At 75.3% G+C, this 16215-nt stretch carries 15 protein-coding genes and 1 pseudogene; 4 read left to right on the top strand and 12 right to left on the bottom strand.

Going from position 1 to position 16215, the window contains the following annotated elements; translation table 11 throughout:
- Positions 1-98 precede the first annotated feature (98 nt).
- The 7 genes and pseudogenes from GCU69_RS15565 to GCU69_RS15535 form a co-directional block, all read right to left on the bottom strand.
- Positions 99-584 (bottom strand): hypothetical protein, encoded by a 486-nt coding sequence (locus GCU69_RS15565; RefSeq protein ID WP_235978499.1) that lies wholly within the window; start codon positions 582-584, stop codon positions 99-101.
- Between the two features lie 158 nt (positions 585-742).
- Positions 743-1420 carry a uracil-DNA glycosylase gene (gene ung / locus GCU69_RS15560; protein WP_235978498.1) on the bottom strand — a complete coding sequence of 226 codons (678 nt, stop codon included), beginning with the start codon at positions 1418-1420 and terminating at the stop codon, positions 743-745.
- A 224-nt stretch (positions 1421-1644) separates the two neighbouring features.
- Positions 1645-2631, bottom strand: a complete 987-nt coding sequence (locus GCU69_RS15555) for an aldo/keto reductase (RefSeq protein ID WP_156206376.1) — start codon at positions 2629-2631, stop codon at positions 1645-1647.
- Positions 2632-2745: 114 nt separating this feature from the next.
- Positions 2746-3507, bottom strand: a complete 762-nt coding sequence (locus tag GCU69_RS15550; RefSeq protein WP_156206375.1) for an SDR family oxidoreductase — start codon at positions 3505-3507, stop codon at positions 2746-2748.
- 40 nt (positions 3508-3547) lie between these two features.
- On the bottom strand, positions 3548-4309 hold the full coding sequence (gene fabG / locus GCU69_RS15545; RefSeq protein WP_098750643.1) for a 3-oxoacyl-ACP reductase FabG: 762 nt from the start codon (positions 4307-4309) through the stop codon (positions 3548-3550).
- Between the two features lie 204 nt (positions 4310-4513).
- Complete coding sequence (locus GCU69_RS15540) at positions 4514-4942, bottom strand: DUF3037 domain-containing protein (protein WP_156206374.1); 429 nt, start codon at positions 4940-4942, stop codon at positions 4514-4516.
- Positions 4860-5721 (bottom strand): annotated as a pseudogene (locus GCU69_RS15535) (HipA family kinase); the annotation flags it as partial. The gene GCU69_RS15540 and the pseudogene GCU69_RS15535, both read right to left, overlap by 83 nt.
- 58 nt (positions 5722-5779) lie before the next feature.
- On the opposite strand from GCU69_RS15535, the gene GCU69_RS15530 reads away from it, so the two are divergent.
- Both GCU69_RS15530 and GCU69_RS15525 read left to right on the top strand, forming a co-directional pair.
- Positions 5780-7870 (top strand): S9 family peptidase, encoded by a 2091-nt coding sequence (locus GCU69_RS15530; protein ID WP_156206373.1) that lies wholly within the window; start codon positions 5780-5782, stop codon positions 7868-7870.
- A 92-nt stretch (positions 7871-7962) separates the two neighbouring features.
- A complete protein-coding gene (locus GCU69_RS15525; protein ID WP_098750647.1) occupies positions 7963-8460 on the top strand; it encodes a Rieske (2Fe-2S) protein in 498 nt (165 codons plus the stop codon).
- 354 nt (positions 8461-8814) lie between these two features.
- Here GCU69_RS15525 and GCU69_RS15520 read toward each other — a convergent pair whose 3' ends face one another.
- Positions 8815-9777, bottom strand: a complete 963-nt coding sequence (locus GCU69_RS15520; RefSeq protein ID WP_156206372.1) for a LysR family transcriptional regulator — start codon at positions 9775-9777, stop codon at positions 8815-8817.
- A gap of 75 nt (positions 9778-9852) precedes the next feature.
- Here GCU69_RS15520 and GCU69_RS15515 point away from each other — a divergent pair, with 75 nt between their 5' ends.
- Positions 9853-10926 carry a DMT family transporter gene (locus GCU69_RS15515; RefSeq protein ID WP_156206371.1) on the top strand — a complete coding sequence of 358 codons (1074 nt, stop codon included), beginning with the start codon at positions 9853-9855 and terminating at the stop codon, positions 10924-10926.
- A 76-nt stretch (positions 10927-11002) separates the two neighbouring features.
- Here GCU69_RS15515 and GCU69_RS15510 read toward each other — a convergent pair whose 3' ends face one another.
- Positions 11003-12334 carry an aminotransferase class I/II-fold pyridoxal phosphate-dependent enzyme gene (locus GCU69_RS15510; protein ID WP_098750656.1) on the bottom strand — a complete coding sequence of 444 codons (1332 nt, stop codon included), beginning with the start codon at positions 12332-12334 and terminating at the stop codon, positions 11003-11005.
- 35 nt (positions 12335-12369) lie between these two features.
- On the opposite strand from GCU69_RS15510, the gene GCU69_RS15505 reads away from it, so the two are divergent.
- On the top strand, positions 12370-13023 hold the full coding sequence (locus GCU69_RS15505) for a pyridoxamine 5'-phosphate oxidase family protein (RefSeq protein WP_235978497.1): 654 nt from the start codon (positions 12370-12372) through the stop codon (positions 13021-13023).
- A 123-nt stretch (positions 13024-13146) separates the two neighbouring features.
- Here the strand turns inward: GCU69_RS15505 and GCU69_RS15500 are convergent, their stop codons facing one another.
- The 3 genes from GCU69_RS15500 to GCU69_RS15490 form a co-directional block, all read right to left on the bottom strand.
- A complete protein-coding gene (locus tag GCU69_RS15500; protein WP_156206369.1) occupies positions 13147-14142 on the bottom strand; it encodes a DMT family transporter in 996 nt (331 codons plus the stop codon).
- A gap of 163 nt (positions 14143-14305) precedes the next feature.
- Positions 14306-15298, bottom strand: a complete 993-nt coding sequence (locus GCU69_RS15495; RefSeq protein WP_156206368.1) for an EamA family transporter — start codon at positions 15296-15298, stop codon at positions 14306-14308.
- A 67-nt stretch (positions 15299-15365) separates the two neighbouring features.
- Entirely contained in the window at positions 15366-15920 is a 555-nt protein-coding gene (locus GCU69_RS15490; protein WP_235978496.1) for a Clp protease N-terminal domain-containing protein, read from the bottom strand.
- Positions 15921-16215 lie beyond the last annotated feature (295 nt).

Genomic DNA, 16215 nt, shown 5'->3' with positions numbered 1-16215 from the left:
CCCGGTCCGGCGCGGCGGGGCGGCAGCGTCTGCGACATGGGCGAGCGGTACGGCCGCTGGGCCGAGGGCAGTGAGCAGGAGCGCATCTGCCGGGGCGTCTACGGCTGAGCGGCACCGCCGTCCAGCCGGAGTTCCAGGCGGTCCAGGGCCGCGCGGATGCCGTCCCCGTAGGCGTCGTCACCGAGCGCCGGCGCGGCCGCCCGGGCCCGGCCGAGGGCGGCGCGCGCCTCCGCGAACCGGCCGAGCTTCTCGTAGTCCGCGGCCAGGTTGAGATGCAGCGACGGATAGAAGCCCCGCAGCGAGACGGAGCCGTGGTGCCGCCGCACCCGGTCGTCCGTGAGCGAGTCGGCGGCGGCGAGCGCGCGCAGGTCCCAGCGCAGCTCCTCCGCGGGGTCGTCCTGGGTGTCGGCCATGTAGTGCGCGAGCGTGCAGCGGTGCAGCGGGTCGCCGTCCTCGCCGATCTCCTCCCACAGGTCCGCGAACCGGTTGCGCGCCTCCTCCCGGTCACCGCCGCGGTGCAGCATGGCCGCCTGGCCGATCCGGGTCATGACGACGTCTTCGGATGCCTGCTGCTGGTTCGTCACGTTGCCTCCGTGGTCCCTGTCCGTGTGCGCCGGGTCTCCGCGCACGACGCTAGCCGCGCCCTCCGCCGGCGGCCCGCCGCCGGGCGCACCCGGCCGTACCGCTGTCCCGGGCCCCGCCCCGCCGCTCCCCCGCGGCTTCGGAGCGGGGCCCGGGAAGATCAGCCCAGATCCGGGATGCGCCAGTCGACGGGCGCGTGCCCCTGGTCGGCGACCGCCTTGTCGATCTGGCTGAACGGCCGGCTGCCGAAGAACTTCTTCGCGGACAGCGGCGAGGGATGGGCTCCCTGCACCACCGTGTGGCGCCCGGTGTCGATCAGCGGCAGCTTCTTCCGGGCGTAGGCGCCCCAGAGCACGAAGACGGCCGGGTCCGGGCGGGAGGCCACGGCGCGGATCACCGCGTCCGTGAACGTCTCCCAGCCCCTGCCCTTGTGGGAGTTGGCCTCGCCCGCGCGGACCGTGAGCACCGCGTTGAGCAGCAGCACCCCCTGCTCCGCCCAGGGCACGAGACAGCCGTTGTCCGGGACCGGGTGGCCGAGGTCGTCGCGCAGCTCCTTGTAGATGTTGCGCAGCGACGGCGGGGTCCGCACCCCGGGCCGCACCGAGAAGCACAGCCCGTGCCCCTGGCCCTCGCCGTGATACGGATCCTGCCCGAGCACCAGCACCTTCACCCGGTCGTACGGCGTGGCGTCCAGCGCCGCGAAGACCTGCTCGCGCGGCGGATAGACGGGCCCGCGGGCCCGCTCGTCCTCGACGAAGGCCATGAGCTCGGAGAAATACGGCTTCTCCAGCTCTTCGCCCAGGACACCGCGCCAGGACTCGGGCAGCGTGTCGGTCACGTCAACAACCTCCGGGGTCGGAATCCGTTTCGGTCCCCCGAACCTATCGCCGGCCACTGACAACGGACCTTCCGGGCACGGCTCGCGGTGGCGTCCGCCGGGGCCCGCTCGTGCGGAGGCCGCCGCGGCAGGAGCGGCAGGAGCGGCAGGAGGGGGCGGCATCGGCCGCCGGTCCCCCGGGCGCGGCCCGGGCGGAGCACGGCCCCGGCCGCGGCGGCCCTGTTTCACGCGGCGTCCAGCCGCGCCCGGAGTTCCGCGTCCAGGTCCAGGTCGGCCGCGGCCAGGAGTTCGTCGAGCTGGCCGACGGAGCTGACCCCGAGCACGGGCAGCACGGGCACCTCGCCGCCCAGCAGCCACGCCAGCACCACCTGGTTCGGCGTGGCACCCAGCTCCCCCGCCACCTCCCGCAGCACCCGCAGCCTGCGCTCGGCGCCCCGGTGCGCGTACTGCGGCAGCAGTTCCCTGTCGTCGCGGGTGTAGGCGCCGTGCACCAGCACCGAGTAGCCGAGCAGCGTCAGGTCCGGTTCGCCCGCCGCGTAGTCGAGCAGGGCCGCGTCAGTGTGCCGCTGCACGCCGAAGCCGGCGCCGGGCGCGGGCCGCAGATAGGTGTGGCGCTGCTGTACGCACTGATATCCGGGCAGGTCCAGCTCCGCCGCGAGCCGCCGGGCTTCGGCGATGCGCGCCACCGGGTGGTTGCTGACGCCGAGCAGCCGGGTCCGGCCCGCGGCGACCAGGCCGGCGAACGCGGTGACCGTCTCCTCCAGCGGCACGGACGGGTCCTCGATGTGCGCGTAGTGCAGGTCGAGGTGATCGGTGCCGAGGCGCCGCAGGCTGCCCTCCGCGCCGGCCCGGACGGCCTCCGCGGACAGCCCCTCCATGTTGCCGAAACCGTCGGGCGCCGTGTCGCACCACAGCGGGCCCCGCGAGAGGTCCGGACGGGCCCCGACCTTCGAGGCGATGACCACCCGGTCCCGCGCTCGGCGGCTGCGCAGCCAGCGGCCGAGCACCAGTTCGCTCTCGTCACCGGTGGCGCCGTTCACCCAGCACGCGTAGTTGTCCGAGGTGTCGACGAAGGTGCCGCCCGCCTCGGTGAAACGGTCGAGGATCGCGAAGGCCGTCTCCTCGCCGACGGTGGTGCCGAACGGCAGGGCGCCCAGGCACAGGGTGCTGACCTCGGGACCGGTGCCGCCGGCGAGCTTGCGGTAGCGCATGGTGCTCTCCTCCTCGGGACATGCCGAAGACCGGAAGACGGAAGTCCCCGGTGCCCGCCCGTACCGGGCCGGCACCGAGGACTCTGTCCCTTGGAGTGCACGCGAGGGCAAGCGTCAGCCGACGCCCGCGTTCAGGAAGATGCCGCCGTCGATGAGCAGCGTCTGGCCGGTGATCCAGCCGGAGCGGTCGGACAGCAGGAACTCCGCCGCGCCGCCGATGTCCTCGGGCGTGCCCAGCCGGCCGAGCGGATAGGACGCGGCCGCCTCCTCCTCACGCCCCTCGTACAGCGCCTGGGCGAACTTCGTCTTCACGACCGCGGGGGCGATCGCGTTGACCCGGACTCCCGGCGAGAACTCGTGCGCGAGCTGGAGCGTCAGGTTCACCATGGCGGCCTTGCTCATGCCGTACGCGCCGATGAACGGCGACGCCGAGACGCCGGCGACGGACGCGATGTTCACGATCGCGCCGCCGTGCTCCTTCTGCCACGCGTGCCAGGTCCGCTGGGCGAAGGCGAGCGCCGAGACGACGTTGGTCTCGAACACCTTGCGGGCCACGCCGAGGTCGAGGTCGGCGATCGGCCCGAACACCGGGTTGGTGCCGGCGTTGTTGACCAGGTAGTCGACCCGGCCGAAGGCCTCCATGGTGCGCTCGACAGCGGCCGCCTGGTGGGACTCGTCGTGCGCCTTGCCGGCGACCCCGATGACCCGGTCCGCGCCGAGCCGTCCGACGGCCTCCTTCAGGGTCTCCTCGGTGCGCCCGGTGATGCACACCCGGTCGCCCCGCGCCACGAGCGCCTCGGCGATGCCGTAGCCGATGCCCCGGCTCGCCCCGGTGACCAGGGCGACCTTTCCACTGTCCTGCACGTCGGCAGTCATCGTTCGTGTGCCTTTCCTTTCGGTCGGACGGGCTGCCCGTTCAGTTGAGCGGGCCGCCGGCCACGTACATGACCTGTCCGGAGACAAAGCCCGCCGCGTCGCCGGTGAAGAAGGCGATGGCGTTCGCGATGTCCTCGGGACGGCCGACGCGCTGCACCGGGATCTGGGTGGCGGCGGCCGCCTGGAACTCCTCGAAGTCCATGCCGACCCGGGCCGCGGTGGAGGCGGTCATCTCGGTGACGATGAAGCCCGGGGCGACCGAGTTGGCCGTGACGCCGAACTTGCCGAGCTCCTTGGCGAGGGTCTTGGTGAAGCCCTGCAGGCCGGCCTTGGCGGCGGAGTAGTTGACCTGGCCGCGGTTGCCGAGCGCCGAGCTGCTGGAGAGGTTGACCACGCGGCCGAACTGCGCGTCCACCATGTGCTTCTGGCAGGCACGGGTCATCAGGAACGCGCCCTTGAGGTGCACGTTCATGACGGTGTCCCAGTCGCTGTCGGACATCTTGAACAGCAGGTTGTCGCGGAGCACGCCGGCGTTGTTGACCAGGATCGTGGGCGCGCCCAGCTCCTCGGCGACGCGCGCCACGGCGGCCTCGACCTGCTCGGGGTCGGAGACGTCGCAGCCGACGGCCAGGGCCTTGCCGCCCGCGGCCGTGATCTTCTCCACGGTGTCCTTGCAGGCCGATTCGTCGAGGTCGAGCACGGCGACGGCGCGCCCCTCCTCGGCCAGCCGCACGGCGGTGGCCGCGCCGATGCCGCGGGCACCGCCCGTGACGATGGCGACGCGCTGCTCGGTGGTGGACATGCGGGTTCTCCTCGCGTTCGAATGCGGGTCCGGCTCGCCACGGGTGCCCACCGGTGCTGCCGCGCGGACGCGGGCGGCCAGTTCCCCGTGCGGGGCGACCAGGGTGAGCAACCGCTTAGTAGGTTCGGTTCGACGAAACGCTAGAAGCCCGCGCACCCGCTGTCAACGGCGGGCCGCCGCAAGGCGCGCATGTCACAGCGCCCGTCACGCCGTCGGCGGGAGCGGCCGCCCTTCCGGCGGCGCCGCCGTCCGGCGCACCAGCAGGTCCAGCAGCCGTTCCGCCTCCGCGGCCGCGTCGGCCGTAAGACCGGTGTGCACCGGCCCCGGCCGCACCACCGTGCTGCGCGGCGCGACCAGCCAGCGGAACCTCCGCCCGGCGTCGTCCCCGGCGGCCGGACCGGCCGCGGAACCGCCGCGGCACACGTCCTCCACGGCGCGCAGCGCGGCCCGTACGCCCTCCGTGTCCGCGTCCGGGTCCAGCGCCCGCAGCCGGGCCTCGTCCAGCTCGGTGCGCGCCGTGACCAGGGACGCGGCCCGGCAGTAGACGATCACGCCCGCGTTGATCCGCTCCCCGCGCTCGGCGCGCGGGACGACCCGCAGCAGCGCGTACTCGTAGACGTGGCGTCCGGTCACCGGCCTGCCTCCCCGGTGTCCCCGGCCGGGCCGGGGACGATGCGTTCGTGGACGGTGCGGGCCCGCTCCAGCAGGATCCCGGCATAGGCGCGCCGCAGCGGCCCGGGGCCGTCGAAGCCGGGCTCGTCCGCCAGCCAGGCGTCGGGCACCTGCGCGACGACATCGGCCAGCAGTTCCTCGGTGACCAGCGGCGCCAGTTCGGCGGCGGCGGCGCGGACATCGGGCCGGAAGGGCGCGAGGACGTGGTCGGCGGCCCGGTACGGCTTGGCGGCCGCCGCCTGCGCGGCGGGCCAGTTGTGCTGCCAGATCATGGTGGCTCCGTGGTCGATGAGCCACAGCTCTCGGTGCCAGCGCAGCAGGTTGGGGTTGCGCCAGGACCGGTCGACGTTCCCGGTCAGGGCGTCGAACCAGACGACGCGCCCGGCCTCCTCGGGCGTCACGCCCCAGGCGAGCGGGTCGAAGCCGAGGGCGCCCGGCAGGTACCGCGTCCCGAGGTTCGGCCCACCGCTGTTCTTCAGCAGATCCTGCACCTCCGGGTCGGGTTCACCGAGGCCGAGCACCGGGTCGAGCCGGACGACGGCCAGCGGGGGCACCCGGAACCCGAGGCGGCGGCCCAGTTCCCCGCAGATCACCTCGGCGACCAGCGTCTTCCGCCCCTGGCCCGCGCCGGTGAACTTCACGACGTAGCAGCCGAGGTCGTCCGCCTCGACCAGCCCCGGCAGGGAACCGCCCTCGCGCAGCGGCGTGACGTAGCGAGTCGCGGTGACTTCGGGCAGCATTCCCCCAGGTTACGGCGCGTGGGTGGGGCGGCCGCCGACGGCCTGCCACAGTGCCCGTATGGATTCCGACGGTGTACGGGACTTTCCCGAGCAGTTCGCCCGAACCCGCCGCTTCTCGCTGGGCGTGCCACGGAGTTTCACGGTCTCCCCCGACGGGCGGCGCGTGCTGTTCCTGCGGACCGGCGGCGGCTCCGACCCGGTGAGCCGCCTCTGGCTGTACGAGGACGGGGCCGAGCGGGAACTCGCCCACCCCGCCCGGCTCCACGGCGGCACGGCCCTTCCGGACGCGGAGCGCGCACGGCGGGAGCGCGCGCGGGAACTCACGGACGGCATCGTGGCGTACGCGGCGGACGCGGAGGTCCGAACCGCCGTCTTCGCGCTCGGCGGTGTGCTGTGGGTGGTGCGGACCGGCGGGCGCGACGCCCCCTTGCGGCTGCCCGCGGCCGGGCCGGTGGTCGACCCGCGCCTCTCCCCCGACGGGCGGGCCGTCGCCTATGTCACGCGCGGGGCGCTGCACGTGGCGGACCTCGACGGCAACGACCGGCTGATCGCCGCACCGGACGGCCCGGAGGTGACGTACGGGCTCTCCGACCACGTCTCGGCGGAGTCCCTCGGCCGGACCCGCGGCCACTGGTGGTCGCCGGACGGTACGGCCCTGCTGGCCGCCCGGGTGGACACCTCGCCCGTGCGGCGCCGGTATCTCGGCGACCCGGCCAGGCCCTGGGTCCGGCCCCGGCCGGTGCCCTACCCGGTCGCCGGCACGGCCAACGCCGACGTCTCGCTGCACGTCTTCGGCGAGGACGGCGGGCGCACCGAGCTGTCCTGGGACCGGGCCTCGTTCGAGTACGTCGCCGCGGCGGGCTGGGACGGGCACGGTCCGCTCGTCACCGTGCAGAGCCGTGACCAGCGGACCGTGCGCGTCCTCGCCGCGGACCCCGGCACCGGGGCGACCCGGCCGCTGGACGAGCGGCGCGACCCCGCCTGGGTCGAACTGGTCCCCGGGACGCCGCTGCGCACCGATTCCGGTGTTCTCGTACAGCCGTACGAACAGGACGGGACACGTGGCCTGCGGTGCGGCGACCGGCCCGCGACTCCCCCCGGGCTCCAGCTGCGCGAGGTGCTGTCCGTCCAGGGCGAACGGGTGCTGTTCACCGCGAGCGAGGAGCCCACGGAGACACACGTCTGGGCGCGGCGGGCGGACGGCACCTGCGTCCGTCTCAGCGGGGAACCGGGGGTGCACACGGCGGCGGCGGGCGGCGGGACGCTCGTGCTCGACAGCCGCACCCCGGACGGTCACCGCGTGACCGTGTACCGCGACGGCGCGCGGCAGGGACGGATCGCCTCGCTCGCGGAGGAGCCCTCCGTGCGCCCCGCGCCGGTCCTTCTCCGGCTGGGCCGGCGGGCGGTGCGTTCGCGGCTCCATCTGCCCTCCGGCCACGAGCCGGGCAGCGGGAAACTGCCCGTGCTGCTCGATCCGTACGGCGGCCCGGCCGCGCAGGTGGTCGTCCGTGCCCGCCACTGGACGGGCTGTGTCTCGCAGTGGTTCGCCGAACAGGGCTTCGCCGTGCTGGTCGCGGACGGCCGGGGCACGCAGGGGCGCGGCCCGCGGTGGGAAAAGGCGGTCCACGGCGACAAGCTCGGCCCGGCGCTGGAGGACCAGGAGGAGGCACTGCTCGCGGCCGCGCGGCACTGCCCCGATCTGGACCTCGGCCGGGTCGCGATCCGCGGCTGGTCGTACGGCGGGTATCTCGCCGCGGGAGCGGTGCTGCGCCGCCCGGAGGTCTTCCACGCGGCCGTCGCCGGAGCCGCGCCGTTCGACCAGCGGCTGTACGACACCCACTGGCAGGAGCGGTTCCTCGGGCTGCCCGGCGAACACCCGGAACGGTACGACCGCTCGTCGCTGATCGCCGACGCGCCCGCGCTGCGCCGCCCGCTGCTGCTCGTCCACGGCCTGGCGGACGACAACGTCACCGTGGCGCACACGCTGCGCATGTCGGCCGCCCTGCTCGCCGCGGGCCGGCCGCACACCGTGCTGCCGCTGCCCGGCGTCTCCCACCTCGACGCGCGCGGGGACGTCACGGGGAACCTGCTGCGCGCCCAGTGCGGGTTTCTGCGGCGCGCGCTGCGGATAGATCCGCCGCAAGGGTGAACGTCCCGGAGACGCGGACCGTACAGCACCGTGAAGCGGCCGTTCACCGTGCATCGGTCGCGATGGCCCGCAGCGAAAGGGATGTACTCACCATGACGGGATCTCAGGGGACCGGACGCGTCACCAGCCGCCGCACCGTGGTGGCCGCCGCCGGAGCCGCGGGCCTGACCGCGGCCCTCGCCGCGTGCGGCGACTCGGGGGACGGCGGGGAGCAGCCGGCCGACGACGCGGGTTCTGCGGAGAACGGCGCGGACTCCGGCGGCGACACGGGCGGCGGGGACGCGGGCGGCGAGGGAGACGGCGGTACGGAGCTGGCCAAGACCACCGACATCCCCGAGGGCGGCGGCAAGGTCTTCCCGGACCAGAAGGTGGTGGTGACGCAGCCGGCCCCGGGCGAGTTCAAGGCGTTCTCCTCGGTCTGCACGCACCAGGGCTGCGCGGTCAAGGAGGTCGCCAACGGCACCATCAACTGCCCCTGCCACAACAGCCTGTTCGACGCGGCGGACGGAAGCGTCAAGGGCGGTCCGGCGAAGGAGCCGCTGCCGCCGGCGAACATCACGGTCCAGGGCGACTCGGTGATGCTGGCCTGAGCGCCACCGGGTGACGCCCGTTTCCGGGGGAGATCACGGTGGCCGGCGGCGGTGCCGCCGGGTGGCCCGCACCCCGCCGGCCACCGTGAGCAGGGATGCGTGCCGGACCGGTGCAGCGGACGGCCCGTACGGGCTCCCCGCTGCCCGCCGTCGGGCTCCCCGCCCCGCCCCGGGCCCCGGGAGTCGTGGCACCGCGCCGCCGGTGCGGTGCCGGGACGCCGGTGCGGTGCCGGGACGCCGATCCACCCTCCCCCGTTTTTGGCCGTCCGTGTCCGGGAGGCGACTCGCCCCGGAGACGGAGCACTGCGTGGGCCACGCACCCCGGAGACGAAGCACCCCCGAGGTGACGCGCTCTCAGGCCCCGGCGGATCCTCTCGCTGATCTCGCTGCTTCCGCTGCTTCCGCTGCTTCCGCTGATCCTGCCGCTTCCGCCGAGCCGCGCAGCGCTCCGACCGCCGCCCTGATCGAGGGCCGGCGGTCCGCGTCGGCACGCCAGACGGCGTAGACGTGCCGGCGCATCTCGTCCCGTACGGGCACCATCCGCACGCCCTCCGGCACGGGACCGCGGCCCAGGCGCGGCGCCACTGCCACCCCCAGCCCGGCGGCGATCAGCGCCAGCTGGGTGTGGTGTTCCTCAGCCGTGTGCGTGATGCGCGGCTCGACGCCCATGCCGCGGAGCGTGAACACCAGCCAGTCGTGGCAGAACTCCCCCTGCGGCCAGGAGACCCATTCGTCGTCGGCGAAGTCCCCCAGGTCCACCTCGGCGGCCCCGGCGAGCGGATGGTCCGCGGGCACCGCGACATCGGCGGGATCGTCCAGCAGCGCCGCCTTGGCCAGCCCGTCGGGCAGCGACAGCGGCTTGTTGTACCAGTCCAGGACCACGGCCATGTCGAGGTCGCCGCGCACCACTTGGGGCACGGCGGTGTCGGGTTCGGTCTCGTGGAGCCGGACGCGCAGCTGCGGATGCTCCTCGCGCAACGTCCGCAGCGCGGCCGGGAAGAGGCCGCGCGCGGCGGTGGGGAACGCGCCGAGCCGCAGCTCGCCGACGGGCCGGCCGCGCTGCGCCTCCAGGTCGGCGTGGGCCAGTTCGACCTGGGAGAGGATGCGGGCGGCGTGCTCCGCGAGCAGGCGCCCGGCGTCGGTGAGGCGGATGCCGCGGCCGTTCTTCGCGAGCAGCCGCTGACCGGTCTCCCGTTCGAGTTTCGACAGCTGCTGGGAGACGGCCGAAGTCGTCACATGGAGCCCCGCGGCGGCCCCTCCGATCGAGCCGTGCCGGGACACGGCGTCCAGGGTGCGCAACCGGTCGAGGTTCAACATGTAAGCAACACTAAGCGGTGACGGCCACAAAGTCTCGCTTGTCCTAAGCAGTCGTCCGGCCGCATCGTGGACCGCATGTCCAGCCTCCTCCCGCCGCGGCCCGGCCCCGCCGCTCCTCCCGTTCCCGCCGCCACGGCGACAGCCCCCGCTCCCGGGACCACCGCGGCCCCGGCTCCCGGCACCGGCGCGCCCGCTCCCTCCGCTTCCGCTTCCGCCCCCGCCGCCTCCGGCGTCCCTGCCGCCGCGTCAACCCGCCCGCGCCGCCCCGCCGTCGACTGGCGGATCCGCTTCGCCGTGCTCTCCCTCATCTGGGGCTTCAGCTTTCTGCTGATCAAGGTGGGCACCACCGGGTACGCACCCCTGCAGGTCACCTTCGGCCGGATGGCGTTCGGCACGGCCGTCCTGCTCGCCGCGCTCGCGGTGCGCCGGGAGCGGCTGCCGCGCGGAGCCCGCGTATGGGGGCACACCGCCGTCGCCGCCTTCTTTCTGAACGCCCTCCCGTTCTCCCTGTTCTCCTACGCCGAGCTGACGATCTCCTCGACGCTCGCCGGGATCTGCAACGCCACCACCCCGCTGTGGGGCATGCTGCTGTCCCTCGTCGCGCTCTCGGAGGACCGCCCGGGACGGCGCCGGGTCGCCGGACTGGGCCTGGGCTTCGCGGGTGTCCTCACCGTGCTCGGTGCCTGGCAGGGCTTCTCCGGCCAGGACCCGGCGGGCACCCTGATGGCGCTCGCGGCCTCGGCGAGCTACGCGGTGGGCTGGATCTACGTCCGGCGCACCCTGGCGGCGCGCACCGAGTCGCACCTGGCGCTGTCCGGCGCCCAGTTGCTGGCCGGCACCGCCCAGCTCACCGTGGCCGCGGCGCTGTTCAGCCCGCTGCCGTCGTCCTTCCCGGTGGTGCCGCTGCTGGCGGTCGCCGCGCTCGGGGCGCTCGGCACGGGTGTCGCCTTCCTGCTGCAGTACGGGCTGGTCGCCGAGGTCGGCCCGACGACGGCCCAGATGGTCACGTACTTCATCCCGGTCATCGCGACGGCGGCCGGAGTGCTGGTGCTCGGCGAGACCCTGACGTGGAACACCCCGGTCGGCGCCCTGGTCGTGCTGGCCGGCGCGGCGCTCACCCGCCCACGGGCACGCCCGGCCCGGTCGTAGCAGCAGGCCCGGTCGTAACGGCGGCTCAGCCGTAGCGGCGGCTCAGTCGTAGCGGCGGCTCAGTCGTAGCGGCGGCTCAGTCGTAGCGGCCGGCCGGGGCCGAGCCTGCCGCCGCCACCAGCGCCTCGGCGACCGGCTCGATGTCCCGGGCGGCCAGCGGCGAGACGGTGACACGGACCCCGGCGGGCGCGCGCATCCGGAACCGGGCCCCGGGCGCGACGACCCACCCCGACTGCAGCATCCGGGCCACGGCGCCCGTCTCGTCGGGGACCGGCACCCAGACGTTCATGCCGCTGCGGCCGTACGCGGTGACGCCCCGGTCGCGCAGGGCCCGCACCAGGGCGTCGCGCTTCGCGTCGTACTCCCGCGCGACAGCGCGGGCGTCGACGGCCCCCGAGCGCCAGAGATGCGTGACGGTGTCCTGGAGCAGATGACTGACCCAGCCGGGCCCGAGCCGCTGCCGGCCACGCACCCGGTCGACCGTCACCGGGTCGCCGGTGAGCACCGCCAGCCGCAGGTCGGGCCCGTACGCCTTCGCGGTGGAGCGCACCAGCACCCAGTGCCGCACACAGCCGGAGAGCGGGTGCAGCGGCAGGTCCACGATGCCGTGGCCGTGGTCGTCCTCGACGAGCAGCAGCCGCGGATGCCCGGAGAGCAGCGTCCGCAACTCCGCCGCGCGCCCCGCCGTCAGGGCCGCCCCCGTCGGGTTCTGGGCACGGCAGGTCACGACGAGCGCGCGAGCCCCCTCCCGCAGCGCCCGCTCCACCGCCCCGGGGAGCGGGCCCTCGTCGTCGACGGCGACGGGGAGCGCGCGCAGCCCGAGCGCGGGCACCAGGTCCAGCAGACTGCCCCAGCCCGGATCCTCGACCGCGACGGCGTCGCCCGGTTTGAGACGGGCGGTCAGCACCCGCTCGATCGCGTCGAGGGAGCCGGAGGTCACCGCGACGGGCCCGCCGGCCACGCCGTCCGCGTCGAAGGCCTCGCGGGCGAGCGCCCGCAGATCGTCGCCGGCGTCCGGGGCGCCGTAGAGCGTGGGCCGCGCGGCGTAGCGGCGGGCGGCCGCGGCGAGCGCCTCGCCGAGCGGCGGCAGCAGGGCCGGGTCCGGATTGCCGGTGGAGACGTCGCGGCCGCCCGGCGGGGTCTCGACCCGGAGGGATTCCCGGGCCGTGCTCGCGGGCCGGGCCCGGATCCGGCTGCCCCGGCGGCCGTCCGTCTCGATGACACCGCGGTCGCGCAGGGTGCGATAGGCCGCGGCGACCGTGTTCGGGTTGACCCCCAGCTCCCGTGCCAGCTCCCGCAGCGGCGGCAGGGCCCGGCCGGGCGCGAGGTCGCCCGCGCCGACGGCCTCCTCCACGCTCGCGGCGATATCGGCTGCGCGCCGCCCCTGGATCCGATATTCTCCTAGCACAAACAATATTATGCACTAGTGCAATGGAGAACGCAATGTCCGAGGAAATGTACGAACCCACCGAACGGACCGTGCCCACCCGCGGCCGGGACCGGGCCTCCTACGACCGCGCGCTCGTCCATTCGATCCTCGACGAGGGATATCTCTGTCATCTCGGGTTCGTCCGCGACGGAAGGCCGGTGGTCCTGCCGACGCTGTACGGACGCTCCGGCGAGCGCCTGTACGTCCACGGATCGACGGGTTCCCGGCCGCTGCGGATGGCGGGCGCGGCCGGGGACGGGATCCCGGTGTGCCTGACCGTCACCCGTGTCGACGGCCTGGTGCTCGCCAAGTCCGCCTTCCACCACTCGATGAACTACCGCTCCGTCGTGGTCCACGGCACCGCCCGCGACGTCCTGGACGAGGCGGAGCGCGCCGCCGCCCTGGACGTCCTGGTCGAGCAGGTGGTGCCGGGCCGCTCCGCGGACTCCCGGCGGGCGAACGCCAAGGAGATGGCGGCCACGGCGGTGATCGCGCTGGATCTGCGGGAGGTCTCCGTGAAGCTGCGCACGGGCGGGCCCAACGACGACCCGGCGGACCTGGACCTGCCGTACTGGAGCGGCGTCGTCCCGGTCTCGGAAACCCTGGGCACCCCGGTCCCCGCGGACCCGTCCCCCGCCCTCCCGGACTACCTGGCGGCCACGGCCTGACGACGCCCGCCCCGCCACCCCGGCCGCCCCGCTCACGCCGGAGCGGCGGGCGGCGGGGCGTTGAGGCGGTGGAGCCGCGGGGGCGGCAGGGCGGGGGCGTACGGGACTCCGCCCGCCGGCCCGTCAGCCGGCCGGCGCCGCCCGCCGCGCGGCCGCGAGCCGCGCCTCCGCCACCGCCAGACCCGTCACCGCGGTGAGCAGCAGCACGGTGCCCAGCACCGTCGCCCCCGTGAGCCGCTCCCCCAGCAGCAGCACCGCGATGACGGCCGCGCTCACCGGCTCGATCAGCATGATCACCGACACCGTCGCGGCCCGCACGACGGCCGCGCCGGCAAAGTACAGGGCGTACGCCAGCGCTGTCGGCACGGCCGCGGTGTACGCGAGGAGCGCCAGCACCCGCCCGGCGTCGGCGGTCTGGGGCAGCAGGCCCTCGGCGGCGGCGAGCGGCAGCAGGCAGATCCCGCCGACCGCGAAGGCCCAGGCGGTGGTCGAGAACGGGTCGGCGCCCCGGCCGTCCCGGCCGAGCCACCGGGTGAGCAGTGTGACGGCGGCGTACCCGGCGGCCGAGACGAACGACAGCAGCACGCCCAGCGGCGCGACCGTACCGCCGCCGCTGCCGAGGACGAGCACGGTGAGCCCGGCGAGCGCCCCCGCCACGGCGGCCGTTCCGCCCGCGCCGAGCCGCTCTCCCATGCCCAGCCGTGCGCCGAGCGCGATGAGCACCGGCCCGGTGCCGAGCGTGACGACCGTGGCGACGGCGAGGCCCGTCTGCTGTACGGCGGCGAAGTAGCAGGTCTGGAAGACGGTCAGTCCGATGCCGGTGCCGAGGATGCGCAGGGCCCGCCGGCGGCGCGGCTCGGCCGGGGCCCCGGACGGCCGCGGCGTTCCCGCCCGTGCGGAGCGGGAACGGCCCGCCGACCGGGCCGCCGCGACGGCGAGCATCAGGAGCAGCCCGCCCGCGTAGCGCCAGAAGGACAGGGCGACGGGGCCGAGGTCGCTGGAGCGGTACACCAGGGCGGCCGCCGCGCCGGCGGTACCCCAGGCGGCACCGGCGACGGCCAGACAGACAAGGCCCCGGCCGACGGGCAGGCCAAGGGCGGGCAAGGACGCATTCGACATGGGTGGTCTCCGCGGAAGTGAGGATGCGGTGGTCGCGTGCAGGCGTCTGCGGGCAGCGACGACCGGGCCCGGGTGAACACCGGGCCGGTACTTCCGGGTGCGGCCGCCCGCCTAGGCGGCGGGAGGCGGCACAGGACGCGAGGGCGAATGCATGATCGGAACTCTAGGACGCGGGCCGCCGGGAGGGCAACCGGCTCCGGCGGGAGGGCCGCGTGCCGCCCGCCACCGGGCCCGCGTCCGGCCGCGGCGCGGAGCGCTGGGCGATGAAGGCACCCGCCAGGACCAGGGACCCGCCGAGGAGTTGGGCCGCCGACAGGTGTTCCCGCAGGAGCACCCAGGCCAGGACCGTCGCGACGACCGCCTCCAGGCACGCCACGACGCCCGCGACCTGCGGTGAGAGCCGGCGGATGGAGAGCACACCGGTCAGATAGGCGAGCACCGTCGCGACCAGCACCACCCAGACGGCCGGCAGGATCGCGGGCACGGTGGTGCCGCCCAGGTCGGCCCGGCCGGCGAGGACGGACCAGTCCGCCTCCCAGGGCCGGGCGACGGCCGTGAGCACCGCGGCACCGGCGAGGAGTCCGTACACGATGACCCCGACGGGGTCGGCGGCGTCCGCACCGTCGCCGCCGTCGGTGCCGTGGTCGGAGAGCACGAAGTAGCCGACCTGGCAGCAGGCCGCGCCGAGAGCGAGCAGCAGACCGACCGCGTCGAAGCGCAGCCCGGACCAGATCTCCACCACACAGGCCAGGCCGCCGACGGCGAGGACGACGCCGAGGGCCGCCGCCCGGGTGACATGGCGCCGCTGCACGAACCTGACCCAGCCGAGCACCAGTGCCGGAGCCAGGTACTCCACGAGCAGCGCGACCCCCACCGGGATCCGGGCGATGGCCGCGAAGTAGCAGGCCTGGACACCGGCGACGGCGAACAGGCCGAATCCCGCGAGCAGTACGGGCCGGCTGCGCAGCAGCCCCCGGTGGCGCCGGGCGAGCGGGAGCATCACCAGGGCGGCACCCGCGACGCGCAGCCACACCACGTGCAGCGGATCGAGCCCCGCTTCGATCAGTGGTTTGGCCGCGACACCGGAACCGCCGAAGGCGAACGCGGACACCAGCGCGAGCGTGAGCCCGGCGCTCCTCGTCTGAGAGTCGAGCATCCGGACATCATGCCAGGGGCCGACAGGAGCGTCACCATCGAGACGCATGACCCGACCGGGCGGCTCCTCAGCGGCCGCCCAGGCGGCGCACGAGCAGCTCGGTGTCCACCCCGCTCCGGCGCAGCACCTCGGCCGCCCGGCACTCCCGGTCGGCGGCCAGCGCCGCCAGCAGGTCCCGGCCGTCCGCCCGGTCCGCCCCGCGCGCACGGGCCCGCGCCGCCGCGGACTCCACGGCCGCCGCGGCCACGGGCGAGAGCAGGGGCTCACCGCCCGGACGCCCCCGGGGCGCGACGGCGGATCCCTCGGCCGTACGGCGCCAGCGGAGGCCGTAACCGATCGTGCGCTGGACCAGATAGCCGAGCAGCCGGTCGACCCGCCAGGCGCCCTCCTCCAGCACGGAGCGCACGTCCGGGTCGAGGTCCAGCAGGCTGTGCAGCAGGTGCGCGGTGTCGGTCTGCCGGTCTCCGCCGCGCACGGCCCGGCGGCGCGCGGCAGCGGTCACCGGGTCCTGCCCGGCACCGGGGCGGAGGCCGGGACCGGCGTCGGGGTCCGGGCGGGCCTCCGTGTGGGGGCGGGCGGGAGCCCGCGTGGCGACGGAGACGGGCGGCATACGGTTCGGCACGTTCCCACCCCATCATTCCGTGGCGGCCGGGGCATCCCCGGCACGGCGCATCCTCGGCTCCGACCATGGTTGTGCGGGGCCGGCCCGGCACTCCTCCCTACGGAGGAGAGCCAGCGCGCACAGGGGGCGCGTACGCCTCCGCCCACGCCGGTACCGGCGGCCGGCGCCCCGGGGCGGGGCACTCCGGCAGCTGGGTTCCCCGACCGGTGGCCAGGTGGGCTCCCCGGCGGGCGGGTTCCCCGGAGCTGGGTCCTCCGGCGGCTGGGGCAGCCGGCCCTTCCGGGCGGCCGGGACC

It is taken from the genome of Streptomyces lycii, from assembly GCF_009735685.1.
GTDB classification, from domain to species: Bacteria; Actinomycetota; Actinomycetes; order Streptomycetales; family Streptomycetaceae; genus Streptomyces; species Streptomyces lycii.
Note: the sequence above shows the minus strand (reverse complement) of the source record. Positions and strands in the feature narration are given on the sequence as shown.

Coding starts and splice junctions, on each gene's coding strand:
- GCU69_RS15555 (WP_156206376.1), bottom strand. CDS start 2,631: ATGCGCTACCGCAAGCTCGCCGGCGGCACCGGTCCCGAGGTCAGCACC.
- GCU69_RS15550 (WP_156206375.1), bottom strand. CDS start 3,507: ATGACTGCCGACGTGCAGGACAGTGGAAAGGTCGCCCTGGTCACCGGG.
- fabG (WP_098750643.1), bottom strand. CDS start 4,309: ATGTCCACCACCGAGCAGCGCGTCGCCATCGTCACGGGCGGTGCCCGC.
- GCU69_RS15530 (WP_156206373.1), top strand. CDS start 5,780: ATGGATTCCGACGGTGTACGGGACTTTCCCGAGCAGTTCGCCCGAACC.
- GCU69_RS15525 (WP_098750647.1), top strand. CDS start 7,963: ATGACGGGATCTCAGGGGACCGGACGCGTCACCAGCCGCCGCACCGTG.
- GCU69_RS15520 (WP_156206372.1), bottom strand. CDS start 9,777: ATGTTGAACCTCGACCGGTTGCGCACCCTGGACGCCGTGTCCCGGCAC.
- GCU69_RS15515 (WP_156206371.1), top strand. CDS start 9,853: ATGTCCAGCCTCCTCCCGCCGCGGCCCGGCCCCGCCGCTCCTCCCGTT.
- GCU69_RS15505 (WP_235978497.1), top strand. CDS start 12,370: ATGTCCGAGGAAATGTACGAACCCACCGAACGGACCGTGCCCACCCGC.
- GCU69_RS15500 (WP_156206369.1), bottom strand. CDS start 14,142: ATGTCGAATGCGTCCTTGCCCGCCCTTGGCCTGCCCGTCGGCCGGGGC.
- GCU69_RS15495 (WP_156206368.1), bottom strand. CDS start 15,298: ATGCTCGACTCTCAGACGAGGAGCGCCGGGCTCACGCTCGCGCTGGTG.